The organism is Synechococcus sp. A15-24 (assembly GCF_014280195.1).
Taxonomy (GTDB): Bacteria; Cyanobacteriota; Cyanobacteriia; order PCC-6307; family Cyanobiaceae; genus Parasynechococcus.
In genome coordinates this window covers 1,095,172-1,109,083 of sequence record NZ_CP047960.1, presented here as the reverse complement: position 1 = coordinate 1,109,083, position 13,912 = coordinate 1,095,172, and the positions used below count along the sequence as shown (strand labels likewise).

Below are 13,912 nucleotides of genomic sequence, written 5' to 3'. Positions count from 1 at the left end.
CTACGATCGCCGCGATCTCCATGACCAATTCCGTCGCGATGGTCGCCGAGGGACTTCACAAGCTGGCACTGCAACGCAGCCAGGATGCTCTCGAGAATGGCGCCCTTCGGCCACTGAGCACCGACATCGAAACCTGGGCCGGGTCGGGTGACGGCGGCTTCGAGATTCGACACCTGGTGGGTGCCCCTCCCCGGCACCTCAGGGCAGCAGGTCCGAAACCGAACCCCTTCCGCCCCTGGGATCAGCGCCTCGAGCTGACGCGCGTTGGTAGGGAGCACGTGCTCATCCTCAACAAATATCCAGTGCAACTGGGCCACATGCTGCTGATCAGCCAGAGCTGGCAACCCCAGATGGGCTGGCTTTCATTGGTGGACTGGACTGCGGTTTGCCAGGTGAACCAGGACACCGGTGGGCTTTGGTTCTTCAACAGCGGTCCTCAAGCAGGTGCCAGCCAACCGCATCGACATCTACAGCTGTTGCCACGGAAGCAGGGCGAACGGCTTTGTCCGCGTGAAGCGTGGTTTCAGCAGCATCTTCTGGATGCGTCCAGCTCAAGGCCCATGGACAGCCTTGAACGCAGCATCAGCATCAAGCCATTGCCATTGACGTGGTCCGGGTCAGCACTTCTGGAGGTCTACCTCGACCTTTGTCAGCACAGCGGCCTGGGTTCAACCCAGCGGAATGAGAAACCTCTTGCCCCCTACAACCTCTTAATCAGCGCAGGATGGATGGCGTTGGTCAAACGGTCCTGTGACGAGGTTCACGGTTACAGCGTCAACGCCCTTGGCTTTGCGGGGTATCTACTGAGCACCGAGCGATCGAATCGAGCCTGGTTGGCAGCCAATGGCCCAGAGGCTTTATTGGAGAAGGTGGTGGCTGCAGATCCGTGATGCCACGGATGCAATGGCCATCACTGATGTGCATGGCTTGAACAACAGACGGGATGCAATCTCCCGGTACTAATTTGTTCGTGTCCAACACCACAATTCATCGGCGCAACCAACAAGTTGAGCGCCACCTCGACCTCGCCGAACGGCTTGCCAGGAGCTTTTCTCAGCGAACAGGCCTTTACCGTGACGACCTCTATCAGGTGGCTGTCCTTGGTCTGATCAAGGCGACCAAGGCATACCGAACGTAACGAACGTGCCGTTCGTGGCATTTGCCAGAGTCCACGCCCGTGGAGCAATCCTTCATTACCTACGCGACAGTGTCGCCATGGTCCGCCTGCCAAGACGGATCGAGGAGCAAGCGCAACGACTGAGCCAATTCCATCAGCCAAAGAACAGCCACGAAGAGTGGGTGCAGGCGTTGTATCGGAGCAAAAATCGATGGCTGCCTTGCCCAGAGGACTTGCAGGCCCAAGTGAGCAGTGGTCTGACGATGATGGTGAACGCTGAACGACGTGACTCTGTTCAATTGGCCTTCGCCCAGCTTGGAGAGGACGAAAAGCAGGCCATCAAGGCTGTCGTGATCGATGGCCGAAGCCTGCGCAACGTCGGCACAAGCCTCGGAGTGTCCGCCATGACCGTTCACAGACGGGTGAAAAAAGGCCTCAAACAGCTGAAACTCAGGCTGGGCTCACTTCAAGCAGCCCACTAGGCATCCCGCTGCATCTGGTCGTGGAGCGTGCCGATGGTTGCATTGAGGGCAGCCAGTTGACGCTCCAACCCATCACGCCAGAAGATGAGCATGGCCATCTTGCGCTCCTGATGCTGCCGTCTCCGCTGCTGGAGATCGGAGCTTCCATTGCAGCAGAACGGGGGAAGCATTGACTTAAAGCTAGAGATCCAATTTTGGCGGATCCACCATGGTCCCGTGAGTCGCTGCTGGCTTGGCTTGCAGGGATCCACGACTTACCGTGAGGCACCTTTGAACAGCAGAACTTCAGCCGGAACCCGACTGAAGACCGTCTCATGAGGCTCGGACGCGTCCCACTTCAAGTCCTGGCCTGCGTCGCAGCTGCGAAAAGCTGGCTCGTCGTCGCACAGCCGGCGTCTGCTTACGTCGCTCTCATGGCAGGTCAGCGAGCCAGGCCCCTCAATGGCTCCTTCAACAGCGTTCCTGTTCTGCATTCCAATCAGCCAGAGATCGTCACAGGTCCAGGAATTCTGGTGAATACAGCTCCCGGATCAGCCATTGCGGCCGAAACCAGGCGCCCTCTGAAAAATGCCGAGTACACCTTCAACGGAAAATTCGGGGTGCACATGCACCACAAGTACTACCCATCCGACACCAAAAAGCTGGGGGGTCGCAAGACGCGCGGCCTTCTGACCCTTGGACTGATTGCGATCAATCCAGGAGATCGACCGGTCACGCTCACGTTCTCGACGGGTTCGGTCAAAAACAGTTTTGAGGCCCCGTACCTCCCAAACAACCTGATGGGAGTCAAACCCCTCGGCAAGCGGCCTTGGAACACAGGCCCGGGCGACGCAACGGCCGTTCAAATGCTGCGCGAAGAACTGGATCGCAAACTGAAGTCATCCATCACGATTCCCGCTCTCTCAAGCCGCGTCGTGGTCAGTACAGATCTGCCGGCACGGGGTATCGCCAATGGCCTGCTGCAAGGTCGCAGCGATGGACCTTTCCAACTTGCTGTGGTCGCAGCCGAAGAAAGCCGCAATGATCAAGCGCTGGCAGCGGTTCTTCGCCGAGGGCGACTCGCCCCCGGCCGCGTCTATCTCGATCGTTTACAGGAGATCCAAACAGGCGAGGTGTTTTCACGCGTCGCCGGTGTTGCCATAGGGGATCGCTACACCGCCAGCACGGATCACAATCTCAACCAGGGGCCTCTTCACGTTCCTCTGACCAGTACGTCCCGCCACAATTTCGGGACCCGTGATATTCAGGTAAATCCATTGACCAGCCGGATGGTCGATTCAGCCTTGAACAACGTCGGAACCTACGGAGTCCGTTACGACGTCACCTTGAATCTAAAAGGCCAAGGAGCCCATCAATTGGTGATGAGCCATCCGGTTGTCTCGGGGAAAAAGCCCTTCACAGCGTTTCGAGGCTCGATCAGAATTCAACACGGCGATGTGGTCGAGGAGGTCCACGTGGGGCTTCGCGCTGGCGAAAGCCTGGCCTTGACAGACCTTCGCTTGACACCAGGACGAAACAACCCGGTCAAAGTCAGCCTGGTCTACCCCGCCGATGCAACGCCAGGTCACCTACTGAGTGTTGTCCCTGTCCAACAGCTGGCGATGCTGCATCAACGGCAGAAGCAGCAGAAGGAAGCCCTGGACCAATTGGCCGCCCAGATGAAACAACGCAACGTGGTTCCCAAGCAAGCACCACCTTCGGCAAACGAGCCTGTGGTCAAGCCGGCGAAGACTTCGGTCAAGATCGCAACACCAGCTGCGGAACCTGCCAAAACTCCAGCGATAGCGAAACCAAAGCCACCGAGTCCACCCCCACCGCTACCAGCCATCGTTCCGGTTCCATCACCTCGCTACACCGACGCCATACGCAGCCAGCAGCATTGGCTTCGCCAGCTTCAGGGTCGATAACCTTCCGGCAGCAAGACTGATCGCTTGACCGACGAGGAATCCACGTCGAAAACCATCTCGCTCAAGCTTCCGAGCCGCCAGGTCTCTTTGATCGACCAGCTGAAGCGAGAGTACGGCGTACGGTCCAGGGGCCAGGTTCTCGAAATTCTCCTCGAAGGAATCCTGGGGGATGTGGAGGAGGACGAGTCGAAATCCCCTGACCACAGATCAGTTACAACGGCTGCCGTTGACGCCAACGTCAGCACGGAGGTCACCAGCCTCGTGTTGATTGAATCCCCGACGGAGCGCCATCAACAGCAGGCAGCACCTGCTCCTGTTTCCAGCACAGCTGGTGGTATCGATCTCCCTGGCTTTGTCAGCCGTCGCACCAGTCAGCTCAGAGACACTCTCCAGACCCCGAAACGATCTCCATCGTCCAACGACGCACCGTTGCTCTCGTCTGTTGCGCTCGAGGATCTACAGGCCGCTGCTCAGGCTGCTGACGACCATTGGTCATCGCTTTATGGACAGGCACCCGGACAAACCGTTGTGGAAGCAGCGATGCTCTGGTTGGCCAGGGATCTCTGGAGCAATCTGGATGCGAGTGAGGGCCGTTCCTTCACCTGGACCGCTGCCAATGCAGCAATGGAAGAACTCTGTCCTGAATGGAAAGCAGAACCTCCTTCCCTCGGACGGGTCATGGTGGTGGCAGGCGCCCTGGAAGACCCTTTTGCAACGGCGGGCCTCTCTGAACGGATGCCAACACTTGTTAGGCGCTTTGTAAATCGTTTTCGCCGCAGCCGTCAGGTCACGTCATTCGAGACGCTCGAATCCACGATGACCGTGCACGGAGCATTGAAGTTGCTCGGTTTATCCACACAAGCCGGGGCCTCCGTCACAATTACGTCGATCCGCGAGGCCTACAAGAACCAGGCCCGAGCCGCTCACCCTGATTCCGGCGGATCCACCGACAGCATGCGCCGACTGAATGAGGCCTATCGGCTGTTGCGCGAGCTGTACAGACAATGAGGTTTTGATGATCTCAAATGGCACCCACTGCGAGACTCATATCGCGTCTAATTCGGGACTCAAGCGATTGTTTATCGCCATTGTGCTGGAGCGGCGAATCGCTATTGCCTTGGATAGCCGAACTTTATCGGTCTCTTTTGTCTCAGACTCGACACAGGGACGGACTCATCCTAATTCTAATATGCAAAAATTGAGTAGGCGTCAACAATGATTTTTTGATGAGTTCTAGCGACAGAAAAGACATCTTTTTCTAATCGCAGGCATTGATCGCTGCACGAATTCATTCATTACAAAAGACAGCTGACAAGCCTTGATGTCCTGGTCCTGTCCAAGGCATCAGGACAAGGGCAAGACCCCGATTAGAAATAGCATCTTTAAGGCTGCGTACCTGCTGTAGACACAGGTGCGCAAGTTAATACGGCAACGGTTCTCGTGCCCGCAAACGATGACGCGCAGTCGTCGCGCATGAGACGCGTAAAGAGTCTTATATCAAGACTCGGGCAAGCCTATTGAGGGTGAATGAATCTCGTCAAAAAACTCCTGGACGCACTACGCGACCAGGAGCAGGTCTTGAGTGAGACTGGAAAACAAATCAGGTGGACGTCTGCATCCCCTGGATCAAATAGTCGAAATATGGAGCTGCCAGCTTCACCTGTGCATCAGACAGCAGGGCCAGGGAGGCATCCTTCATCGTCTTCATCGCTTCCACCATGCCGGGCATCGGCACGCCCAGGCTGTTGTACATCTCGCGAGCGCCGACCAGGCCGATGTCCTGGATCATTTCGGTGCTGCCAGCCAGAACGCCGTAGGTGACCAAACGCAGGTACCAGCTGTAATCACGCAGGCACTGAGCGCGTTGTTTCTGGCCGTAAGCATTGCCTCCTGGGGCGACGTACTCGGGCTTGCGGCCGAACAGCTGCTTGGCGGATTCATCAACGATCTTCTTCTCGTTGTCCGTCAGCGCCTTGACGACGGACACCCGCATAGCGCCCTGCTCAAGGAAGGCGACCATGCTTTGCAGTTCACCACTGGTCGGGTACCGCAGATCCTCATCGGCCTGAAGGATGAGATCCCGGACAACACTCATGGAACTGAACAGGCTTCGTGGAGTTTAGTGGTCTCAAGTGGGTCGACCGTCTTGTGACGACCCTGGTGTTACGCCATTGCAATGCCTGAGACCAACGGCACCGAGGCTGATTCGAGCGGGCCAAGGCCAGGGCTTCGCCTGGAATTGCAGGCCATCGATCTGGATCGGGATGGCCACGGTCTGGCCCGTTGGCAAGGGTGGGTGGTGGTGGTGCCGGGTCTCCTGCCGGGCGAACGGGCCAAGGTGCAGCTTCAACAGCGGCAGAAGTCGCGATGGCTGAGTCGCATCAGTGAAAGACTGGACAGCTCGTCGTCACGCCGACGGCCTCCTTGCATCCTTGCTCAGGATTGCGGTGGCTGCACTCTGCAGCACCTTGAGGAGTCAGCCCAGCGGAATTGGAAGCAGGATCAGCTCCACCAGACAATGCTGCGGCTCGGGGGCATCGACCATCCCCAAGCTCCTGCCCTCACGGATCAGCGTGGCCTCGGCTACCGAAACCGCGGGCTGATCCCCCTGCGTCGTGGCGAGGACGGCCGCCTGCGCATGGGCTATTTCCGCCGCGGCAGCCATCGCATCGTCAATCTCTCCCGCTGTCCAGTGCTGGATCCACGCCTGGATGCTCTGGTCGAACCACTCAAGCAGGATCTGGATACCAGTGGCCTCAGCGCCGATCACGATCTCAGCCAGTCCCAGGGACTTCGACATCTGGGTCTACGGATCGGACACCACACCGGCGAGGTCTTGATCACTGTGGTGAGCAGTGAGAATCTGCCGGCCTTGCAACGGCTGGCCCAGCAATGGATTGAGCGCTGGGACCCGGTCAAGGGAGTCACCCTGAATCTTCAGCCCCGCCGGACCAACCAGATCCTGGGAGCAACAAGCACTGTTCTGGCGGGTGCCCCCACGATTCGAGAACTGTTCTGTGGACTGCAGCTTCAGCTCAGCACCACCACCTTTTTTCAGATCAACACGCCCCAGGCGGAACGCATCGTGGCGTGCATCGTGAGCTGGCTGAGCCAGGCGGAGCTCGCAGGCCCAATCGTCGACGCCTACTGCGGCATCGGCACCATCAGCTTGCCTCTAGCAGCACAGGGTCATCACGTTGTGGGCCTTGAGATCAACCCCGACTCCATCGATCAAGCTCGCAGAAATGCCGATGCCAACGGTCTGGGGGCGCGGACCGAGTTCCAGGCCGGTGATGTGGCCAATCTGCTCAAGGAAACGCTGGCGAGATGTTCAGCACTGGTGGTCGATCCACCACGGCGAGGTCTTGTGAGCAGCGTGATTGAGGCAATCCTGAGTGAGCCACCAGGCCTGTTGGCCTACCTCAGTTGCGACATGGCAACCCAGGCAAGGGATCTGAAACGGTTGCTCCAACCGGAGGGCCCTTACCGGTTGGAGCAGCTCCAGCCGGTGGATTTCTTTCCTCAGACCACCCACCTGGAGAATCTGGCGTTTCTACGCCAAGTCAGCTCCTGAGCTCGGCACCGTGCTGTTTGACGAGGGCATTGCGGACCTTGTCATGGACCGGTTGCACCTGGTCATCGGTCAGGGTCTCCGACTGGTGCCGGTAACGAAGGCGGAAGGCCTGGCTGGCCTTGTTCTCGCCCAGTTGGTCTCCCTCGAACCGGTCGATCAACGTGACGGATTCCAGCAACGGCTTACCCGCCTTCCGGATCGACTGCATCAGGTCTGAAGCGACCAACGAACGATCCACCACCACCGCCAGATCACGTTCACTGGCCGGAACGGTTGGAAAGGCCTTGAAGGCTGGAACCCAGCGGTTCCGACGGGTGGCCGACTCCACCAAACGGGTCAGATCCAGTTCGAAAAGAAAGGTAGCGTCCGGGAGATCACTGGATGCCGCCAATTCCGGGTGCAATTGGCCGAAGCAGCCGAGGGGACGCCCCTCCAACACAAGGGTGGCCGCCCGACCGGGATGGAGACGGAAGTCGTCAGTGAGACGTCGATCGGCCACATCGAGCTTCAAGGCCTGCATCACCTCCGTCAGTCGTCCACGAGCGGCGTAGTAATCGGGAGGTGCCGTTTTGCCGCTGGTGGTCCAACGCTCCAGGCGTTGCTCACCGCAGATCACTCCGGAAAGAAGCCGCGACTCCTCCACCGAATCAGCGCTTCCGGCGTAGGTGGTGCCCAGTTCAAAAATCCAGCATCCGGGCTGGGAGGCCTTCAGGTTGCGGACACAAACCGCAAGGTGCTCTTCCCAGAGGTTTGTCCGCAGATGACTGGTTTCGGCCAGCAGAGGATTGCTGATGGCGATGCGTGGATCGCTATCGCTGGCACCCACCAACGACAGTGTTGTGATCTCCTGCAAACCGGCACCGCAGAGGAGCGTTCGGAGCCGACGTTCCGCTTGCTGTGCAGGCGTCAGCGCTCCTGGGGCCAAGGGATCCGGCAGATGGGCGCCGAAGCGATCAAATCCCACGAGGCGTGCGACCTCCTCAATCAGATCGATCTCCCGGGCCAGGTCGAGACGTCGCGAGGGGGGAGCAATGACATGCCATCCCTCATCGCTGGTGCTGAGTTCACAACCGAGGGCCGTCAGGCATTGCTCGATCACAGCATCAGCCAGGTCGGAACTGCCCTCCTCATCCTCAAGGGGTCCGAGCAACTGATGCAGGGCATCCCGACGCAACAACACGGAACTGGCGTCAGCGGCGCTGTCACCACAGACCCAGAGGCCCTTGGCTTCACAGGGAAACAGCTCCTTCAGCAGCTCCAGAGCACGGATTGAACAGGCCAGGGTCATCTCCCTCGGCAAACCCTTCTCAAATCGAGCACTGGCATCCGTGCGCAGTCCAACGGAACGGGCCGTCGTGCGGACAGCAGCAGGGCTGAACATGGCCGACTCCAACCAGATCCGCGCCGTTGCGGCTGTCACACCACTGGCCTTGCTCCCCATGACACCGGCCAGAGCGACCGGCAGGTCGTGACAGGTCACCACCTGGGCACGGACATCGAGGCTCAACTCCCGGTCATCCAGGCCGATAAAGGCTTCACCCTCGCGGGCCTGTCGCAAGCCGAAACTGGCAGCATTCACCGGCTTGCCGGTGAGTTGTTCGAGGGCATCGGCATCAAAGGCGTGCAGGGGTTGTCCCTGCTCGAGCATCACCACGTTGGTGATGTCCACAACGGCATTCACACGATTAATCCCAGCCCGTTCCAAACGCTGTTGCACCCAGGTCGGAGAGACCCGGGTGCCGTCTACGCCTTCGATCAGCGTGATGCCGTAAAGACCACCGGCCTGCATGGCTTCAGCACTGGCGTCAGATGCCTGCAGGAGTTCATGGGCAGGCTTGAGGGTCAGGTCCGGAAGCGTGAGCGCAGCACCCGTCAGGGCGGCAACCTCCCGGGCGATCCCGACCATCGACAGACCATCCGGACGGTTGGCGGTGATCGCCAGCTCGAGAACCGTGTCATCGAGGCCGAGTATCGGAGCAACCGGCGCACCAAGGGCCGGAAGCTTGTCGGTCAGTGCATTGAGTTCAGCAATGCCATCGGACTCCGTCGCCAGCCCCAGTTCAGACAGGGAGCAGATCATCCCGTTGCTGCTCACCCCCCGGAGTTCCCCCGCTTTGATCGTGAGATTCACAGCCGGCAACTCCGCGCCCACCATGGCCACCGGCACATGCAGACCCGCCCGTACATTCTTGGCGCCGCAGACGATCTGAATCGGTTCCTCGGAACCGACATCCACCTGACAGACGCTGAGCTTGTCGGCGTTGGGATGTTTCTCCCGTTCTTTGACGAAACCCACGACGACGCCCTTGGCCCGGGCGCTGAGATCCTCAATCTCTTCCTCCTCGAATCCCGCCATCGACAGACGATGGGCCAACGCGTCGACCGAGTCCGTCACCTGAACCAGTTGCTTGAGCCAAGAGAGGGAGACCCGCATGAAGCCAGCGTGGACGGCGCGTGATCCTAGGAAGTGCAGATCATTCTTCCCAGCTTCGTCGACAGGTAAGCTCCTTGTTTGTCAATCGCTTCGCACTGCGGCGCAACGTCCTTTATGGCCAAGAACAAGGGCGTCCGGATCGTGATCACTCTCGAGTGCACGGAATGCCGGTCCAATCCCGCCAAGCGTTCACCCGGCGTGTCCCGCTACACGACCGAGAAGAACCGCCGGAACACCACCGAACGGCTGGAGATCAAGAAGTTCTGTCCCCACTGCAACAAGATGACTCCCCACAAGGAGATCAAGTGATCTTGCAGTTTCGATTCTCTTCTAACCGTTCCTGACCCATGTCCAGCTCCTTCTTCAAGAAGCGCCTTTCTCCGATCAAGCCTGGCGATCCCATTGATTACAAGGATGTGGATCTGCTCAAGAAGTTCATCACTGAACGCGGCAAGATCCTTCCCCGCCGACTGACGGGTCTCACTGCCAAACAGCAGCGTGATCTCACCAATGCGGTGAAGCGTGCACGCATCGTTGCCCTGCTGCCCTTCGTGAATCCCGAGGGCTGATCGCTTCAGCCTTGGCAAGTGATTTCCAGACCGACGACATCGTCGGCGTTTTGCTTAAGGGTCAGCCCCTCATCGGCCGCCTGTTGTCCTGCAAGGGCAGCAAGGCGGTCTTGGCATTTGGTGGACAACGACGGGATCAGGAGATTCCACTGCGGGAGCTTGTTCCCTGCGGAGAGCTGAGCGACTCGGTTCGCCGTTCTGTGCTGCCCACACCGGAGCAGGTGCAGTCCATTGTTCTGTCACCAAGGGTCAGTGCAGAGGCCTGGTGGCTGCTGGTGAGTGATGTCACGGATGACACCATCCCTTGGATCTCCCTGAGCGATCTGACCGATCTGCTTGTGGGACAGCCTGATCTCATTGCGCTGGCGGCCGTCTGGAGCTGGCTGAATGGTCCTCAGATCTGGTTCCGACTGCGACGGGATCGGACCCTGCAGGCGCGCCCCTTGAATGAGATTCGCCAACAGCGGCTTAAACAGCGACGGGAGCATCTGCAACGGGAGCATGACCTTCGCCAGTTGGCCCTGTTGCAGGAGTCAGCTCCACTGACAGAGCAACGACGCCAGCTGCTGGATCCCAGCTGGTCCGACCGCCTTGATCAGCTGCTGGAGCTGGTCCACGGGCCGGAAGCGGACCTGGGCGAAATGCCTGGGCTGGGCTTACTCCAGCTGCTGGGGCTGCCCCCCGATCGCAAGGCCCTGAAGACCTGGCTTGTGGCACGTGAGCTGTTGGATCCTCACCAACCCAGCGCGTTGCGCGGCAGTGCGTGGTCGAGCCATCTTCCGGAAGCGAACGCTGAGATCATTGGCGAGTTGCTGGCCAGGGCAGCTGACACCTGTTCCGGTGATGACACCCGTGTGGATCTGACGGCACAACGGGTTTACACCCTGGATGACGCCAGCACCCAGGAAATCGACGACGGCCTGGCACTGGAGCCTGTCGATGGTGACCCCTGGATCTGGATCCACATCGCTGATCCGGCACGGCTGATCGAACCGGACAGCCCCCTGGACCATGAGGCCCGTCGACGAGCCACCAGTTTGTATCTGGCGGATGGCGTGCTGCCGATGCTGCCACTCAAGCTCGCCACAGAGGTCTTCAGTCTCCGTGCAGGGCAGCGTTGCCCTGCTCTCAGTGTCGGTGTGCTCCTGGATGACCAGGGTGCGGTCGTGGCCAGCCGCTGTCAGCGCTCCTGGGTGCAACCCCGTTACCGGCTCACCTATGAAGATGGCGATGAACTGATCGAACTGGCCCCCCCCGGGGATGAGGACCTCGCCCAGTTGTCCTCCCTGCTCAAACGTCGCTTCAACTGGCGTCAGCGTCGGGGAGCCATCAACTTTGAACGCCAGGAAGGACGGTTCCGCCGCGGCGCAAGCGGTCCTGAGCTTCAGGTGATCGATCCCTCTCCAGCTCGAGTGATGGTCAGTGAGGCGATGTTGCTGATGGGTGCCGTTGTGGCAGAGATCGGTCGCAAGGAAGGGATGGCCCTGCCTTATCGCAGCCAGCCACCAGCGGAGCTCCCCAGTGCGCATGAGTTGGCGGAGATCCCGGAGGGCCCTGCCCGTGATGCAGCAGTGAAACGCTGTCTCAGTCGAGGTCTGCAGGGCACATCACCGATGCCCCACTTCAGTCTCGGATTGGAGGCCTACGTGCAGGCCACCTCACCCATCCGTCGTTACGCCGACCTGTTGGCCCATCGCCAGTTGATGGCCTGGATCGAGCAGAGGCCCGTGATGTCGGAGCCCCTGCTGCGTGAGCAGCTGGATGCGTTGGAGAATCCCCTGCGGCAGGCGATCCAGATCAGTCGGGAGGACCAGCGCCACTGGCAACAGGTGTGGCTTGAACAGCATCGCGACCAACAGTGGTCAGTGCAGTTCCTGCGTTGGCTACGCCCTCAGGATCGGCTGGCGCTGGTTCACGTGCCGGATCTGGCGATGGATCTGGTGGGTCATGCCGACGGGGAGGATCCAGCGCCAGGCCAGCTGCTGACGATGACAGTGCTTCATGTCGATCCAGAACGAGGCGAGCTGAAGCTGCGCTTTCAGTGAGTGAGCAATTGGCTGACCCGCCACCAGGGGCCCCAGGGGTTGTGGACGGCGACCAGATCCATCTGCGTTCCATCCGCTGCACCGGAGAGGACCCGTTCCACGGATGGCTCCAGGGTGATCAGCTGGCGACGGATCGAGCCTGACTCCAGCCAGTAGCGCAAACCATCCGCATCGCGGCGAAACCGTCCCTGGATCTGCTGACCATGGCACTCAGAAGGAGCAGCAGCAGCAGCCGGGAGCGATAAATCGGAAGCTTGTGCAGACGCCAGTGATCCGTCCTGCAGCAAGGCATCTGGATTGCGCACGGCCCGATGCTGGGCCTCGCGCCAGTGCGGATGCCAGCAGGGCCAGTCCCAGATGGGCATCACGGCAGCAGGTGCGTGTGGGTCATCAATCAGCTGTTGCTGCAGAGAATCCACAGGCAGCTCACGCAGATCATGGTTGGAACGCACGGCCAGGGCCGCAGCCAGTCCAGCGGCCTGGCCGATATTGAGGATCAGTGGTTGCAGCCGGGTCGCCCCATTGGCGATGTGGCTGACGCTGAAGCACTTCTCGGCGGCGAGCAGATTGGACACCTCGTCGCTCACCAGAGCCTCGAACGGTATACAGAAGGGGGTGCCGGTCCAGCGTCCACCCCAACGACAACTCTTCGGAGCCAGCGGCCAGTCGTCGCCGGGGTAATGGTGATCATTGGCGTAGGTGCCCACGGCGATGCTTGTGGCGGGCAGGCGACTGCGCCTCGCCTGGTTCGTCACCGGCAGGAGATCCAGTTCGGACACCACCGACTGACCGATCATGCGACGCCCTTCCCGCCAGTAGGGCATCAAGGCGAGGTGTGGTCTGGATGAGGGGAAGGCCTTACCACAGGTCAGCCAACCATTGCTGCAGCTGGAGAGTTGTTCCAGAAACTGCAGGCTGTGCTCCTGCATCTCCTGATCCAGGGCATCACGGTCCGATGCCAGCGGCGCAATGGAACGCCCCAGCCCTTGATGCCAGTCGTTACCGCCCAGAGGCCAGTTCAACATCACAAGCCCACCTGGCAGGCGGCCATAGGTGAGCGTTCGCTCCAGCCCAAACGCATCCAGCGCATCGGCAAAGGGAGCCGCTGGAGCAACCGTCGCCGGGGAATGGGGAGTCGCTGCCGTGAGCTGGCCCATCACCACCCAGGTGGGGGACTGCACGGGCTGCCGGCTGAAAAAAGGGGCTTTCGCCAGGGCATCAGCCGATGGAGCACTGGGTTCATTCCAGGTTTCACGGGACTCCCACCCCCAACGGAACGGTGCTTCCGCCAGGGCGATCAGCTCGCCCAGATCGCTGCCGTCGATCCAGATGCGGCTGTCCAGTCGATGGCGTTTGCGATTGCATTCCACCTCCAGGGTCTGAATGCGATCACCCCGGCGATCAATCCCACCCAAGCGACAACCGGACCACCACTCGAGGAATGGCTCCGCTCGAACCCAGCTCTGCAGCAAACGCTCAGCCTGTTTAGGCCGGAATCCGAAACAGCTGACCCAGTTCTGATCAAGGCCTTCGGGCACGCTGGAAGCCAGGGTTCGGATGAACTGCCCCCAGAGCCCCGTCTGCCAGCAGCTCAGTTCATGGCCATCAGGGGCACTCACCCCGGCGGCACTGAGCATTCCCCCCAACCACGGCCCTGGGGTCAACAGCAACGTCCGCGCGCCTGAGCGCGCTGCCTGAACGGCAGCGGCCACACCACCGGTGCCACCTCCCCAGACGATCACGTCCCAGGTCATACGGGCAACAAAACAGAAAAGTGCGGTCGT

General features: G+C 60.1%; 13 protein-coding genes. 9 read left to right on the top strand and 4 right to left on the bottom strand.

The window, feature by feature from the left end; all coding sequences use genetic code 11:
- Positions 1 to 20: 20 nt before the first annotated feature.
- Genes SynA1524_RS06050 through SynA1524_RS06040 form a run of 3 tightly spaced genes read left to right on the top strand, consistent with a single transcriptional unit; the run spans position 21 to position 1,599 of the window.
- On the top strand, positions 21 to 890 hold the full coding sequence (locus SynA1524_RS06050) for an ATP adenylyltransferase family protein (protein ID WP_286188711.1): 870 nt from the start codon (positions 21 to 23) through the stop codon (positions 888 to 890).
- A gap of 53 nt (positions 891 to 943) precedes the next feature.
- The gene (locus SynA1524_RS13200; protein WP_353616582.1) at positions 944 to 1,138 is read left to right on the top strand and encodes a sigma factor; all 195 of its coding nucleotides are present in this window, start codon (positions 944 to 946) and stop codon (positions 1,136 to 1,138) included.
- A gap of 14 nt (positions 1,139 to 1,152) precedes the next feature.
- On the top strand, positions 1,153 to 1,599 hold the full coding sequence (locus SynA1524_RS06040) for a sigma-70 family RNA polymerase sigma factor (protein ID WP_186499375.1): 447 nt from the start codon (positions 1,153 to 1,155) through the stop codon (positions 1,597 to 1,599).
- Here SynA1524_RS06040 and SynA1524_RS06035 read toward each other — a convergent pair.
- Positions 1,596 to 1,769, bottom strand: a complete 174-nt coding sequence (locus SynA1524_RS06035; RefSeq protein WP_042503495.1) for a hypothetical protein — start codon at positions 1,767 to 1,769, stop codon at positions 1,596 to 1,598. The two genes, SynA1524_RS06040 and SynA1524_RS06035, sit on opposite strands and share 4 nt — an antisense overlap.
- A gap of 144 nt (positions 1,770 to 1,913) precedes the next feature.
- Between SynA1524_RS06035 and SynA1524_RS06030 the strand changes: the two genes are divergently transcribed.
- Positions 1,914 to 3,506 carry a DUF3370 family protein gene (locus tag SynA1524_RS06030; protein ID WP_186499374.1) on the top strand — a complete coding sequence of 531 codons (1,593 nt, stop codon included), beginning with the start codon at positions 1,914 to 1,916 and terminating at the stop codon, positions 3,504 to 3,506.
- 24 nt (positions 3,507 to 3,530) lie between these two features.
- A complete protein-coding gene (locus SynA1524_RS06025; RefSeq protein WP_186499373.1) occupies positions 3,531 to 4,514 on the top strand; it encodes a molecular chaperone DnaJ in 984 nt (327 codons plus the stop codon).
- 592 nt (positions 4,515 to 5,106) lie between these two features.
- On the opposite strand, the gene apcD is transcribed toward SynA1524_RS06025, so the two are convergent.
- Positions 5,107 to 5,601, bottom strand: a complete 495-nt coding sequence (apcD, locus tag SynA1524_RS06020) for an allophycocyanin subunit alpha-B (RefSeq protein ID WP_186499372.1) — start codon at positions 5,599 to 5,601, stop codon at positions 5,107 to 5,109.
- A gap of 81 nt (positions 5,602 to 5,682) precedes the next feature.
- Between apcD and rlmD the strand changes: the two genes are divergently transcribed.
- The gene (rlmD, locus tag SynA1524_RS06015) at positions 5,683 to 7,080 is read left to right on the top strand and encodes a 23S rRNA (uracil(1939)-C(5))-methyltransferase RlmD (RefSeq protein ID WP_186499371.1); all 1,398 of its coding nucleotides are present in this window, start codon (positions 5,683 to 5,685) and stop codon (positions 7,078 to 7,080) included.
- Here rlmD and pheT read toward each other — a convergent pair.
- Positions 7,070 to 9,514 (bottom strand): phenylalanine--tRNA ligase subunit beta, encoded by a 2,445-nt coding sequence (gene pheT, locus SynA1524_RS06010; RefSeq protein WP_186499370.1) that lies wholly within the window; start codon positions 9,512 to 9,514, stop codon positions 7,070 to 7,072. The genes rlmD and pheT overlap by 11 nt on opposite strands.
- Positions 9,515 to 9,628: 114 nt before the next feature.
- On the opposite strand from pheT, the gene rpmG reads away from it, so the two are divergent.
- Genes rpmG through SynA1524_RS05995 form a run of 3 tightly spaced genes read left to right on the top strand, consistent with a single transcriptional unit; the run spans position 9,629 to position 12,128 of the window.
- Positions 9,629 to 9,823 (top strand): 50S ribosomal protein L33, encoded by a 195-nt coding sequence (gene rpmG / locus SynA1524_RS06005; RefSeq protein ID WP_011128090.1) that lies wholly within the window; start codon positions 9,629 to 9,631, stop codon positions 9,821 to 9,823.
- Between the two features lie 38 nt (positions 9,824 to 9,861).
- Positions 9,862 to 10,083 (top strand): 30S ribosomal protein S18, encoded by a 222-nt coding sequence (gene rpsR, locus SynA1524_RS06000; RefSeq protein ID WP_006041316.1) that lies wholly within the window; start codon positions 9,862 to 9,864, stop codon positions 10,081 to 10,083.
- Between the two features lie 11 nt (positions 10,084 to 10,094).
- Positions 10,095 to 12,128 carry a ribonuclease catalytic domain-containing protein gene (locus tag SynA1524_RS05995; protein ID WP_286188710.1) on the top strand — a complete coding sequence of 678 codons (2,034 nt, stop codon included), beginning with the start codon at positions 10,095 to 10,097 and terminating at the stop codon, positions 12,126 to 12,128.
- Here the strand turns inward: SynA1524_RS05995 and SynA1524_RS05990 are convergent.
- Positions 12,122 to 13,882 carry an FAD-dependent oxidoreductase gene (locus tag SynA1524_RS05990; protein WP_186499369.1) on the bottom strand — a complete coding sequence of 587 codons (1,761 nt, stop codon included), beginning with the start codon at positions 13,880 to 13,882 and terminating at the stop codon, positions 12,122 to 12,124. The two genes, SynA1524_RS05995 and SynA1524_RS05990, sit on opposite strands and share 7 nt — an antisense overlap.
- Positions 13,883 to 13,912 lie beyond the last annotated feature (30 nt).

Bases quoted from the DNA above. Each gene is read 5' to 3' on its own strand.
- SynA1524_RS06035 (WP_042503495.1), bottom strand. From the start codon at position 1,769: ATGCTTCCCCCGTTCTGCTGCAATGGAAGCTCCGATCTCCAGCAGCGG.
- rpsR (WP_006041316.1), top strand. From the start codon at position 9,862: ATGTCCAGCTCCTTCTTCAAGAAGCGCCTTTCTCCGATCAAGCCTGGC.
- pheT (WP_186499370.1), bottom strand. From the start codon at position 9,514: ATGCGGGTCTCCCTCTCTTGGCTCAAGCAACTGGTTCAGGTGACGGAC.
- SynA1524_RS06050 (WP_286188711.1), top strand. From the start codon at position 21: ATGACCAATTCCGTCGCGATGGTCGCCGAGGGACTTCACAAGCTGGCA.
- rlmD (WP_186499371.1), top strand. From the start codon at position 5,683: ATGCCTGAGACCAACGGCACCGAGGCTGATTCGAGCGGGCCAAGGCCA.
- apcD (WP_186499372.1), bottom strand. From the start codon at position 5,601: ATGAGTGTTGTCCGGGATCTCATCCTTCAGGCCGATGAGGATCTGCGG.
- SynA1524_RS06030 (WP_186499374.1), top strand. From the start codon at position 1,914: ATGAGGCTCGGACGCGTCCCACTTCAAGTCCTGGCCTGCGTCGCAGCT.
- rpmG (WP_011128090.1), top strand. From the start codon at position 9,629: ATGGCCAAGAACAAGGGCGTCCGGATCGTGATCACTCTCGAGTGCACG.
- SynA1524_RS13200 (WP_353616582.1), top strand. From the start codon at position 944: ATGCAATCTCCCGGTACTAATTTGTTCGTGTCCAACACCACAATTCAT.
- SynA1524_RS05990 (WP_186499369.1), bottom strand. From the start codon at position 13,882: ATGACCTGGGACGTGATCGTCTGGGGAGGTGGCACCGGTGGTGTGGCC.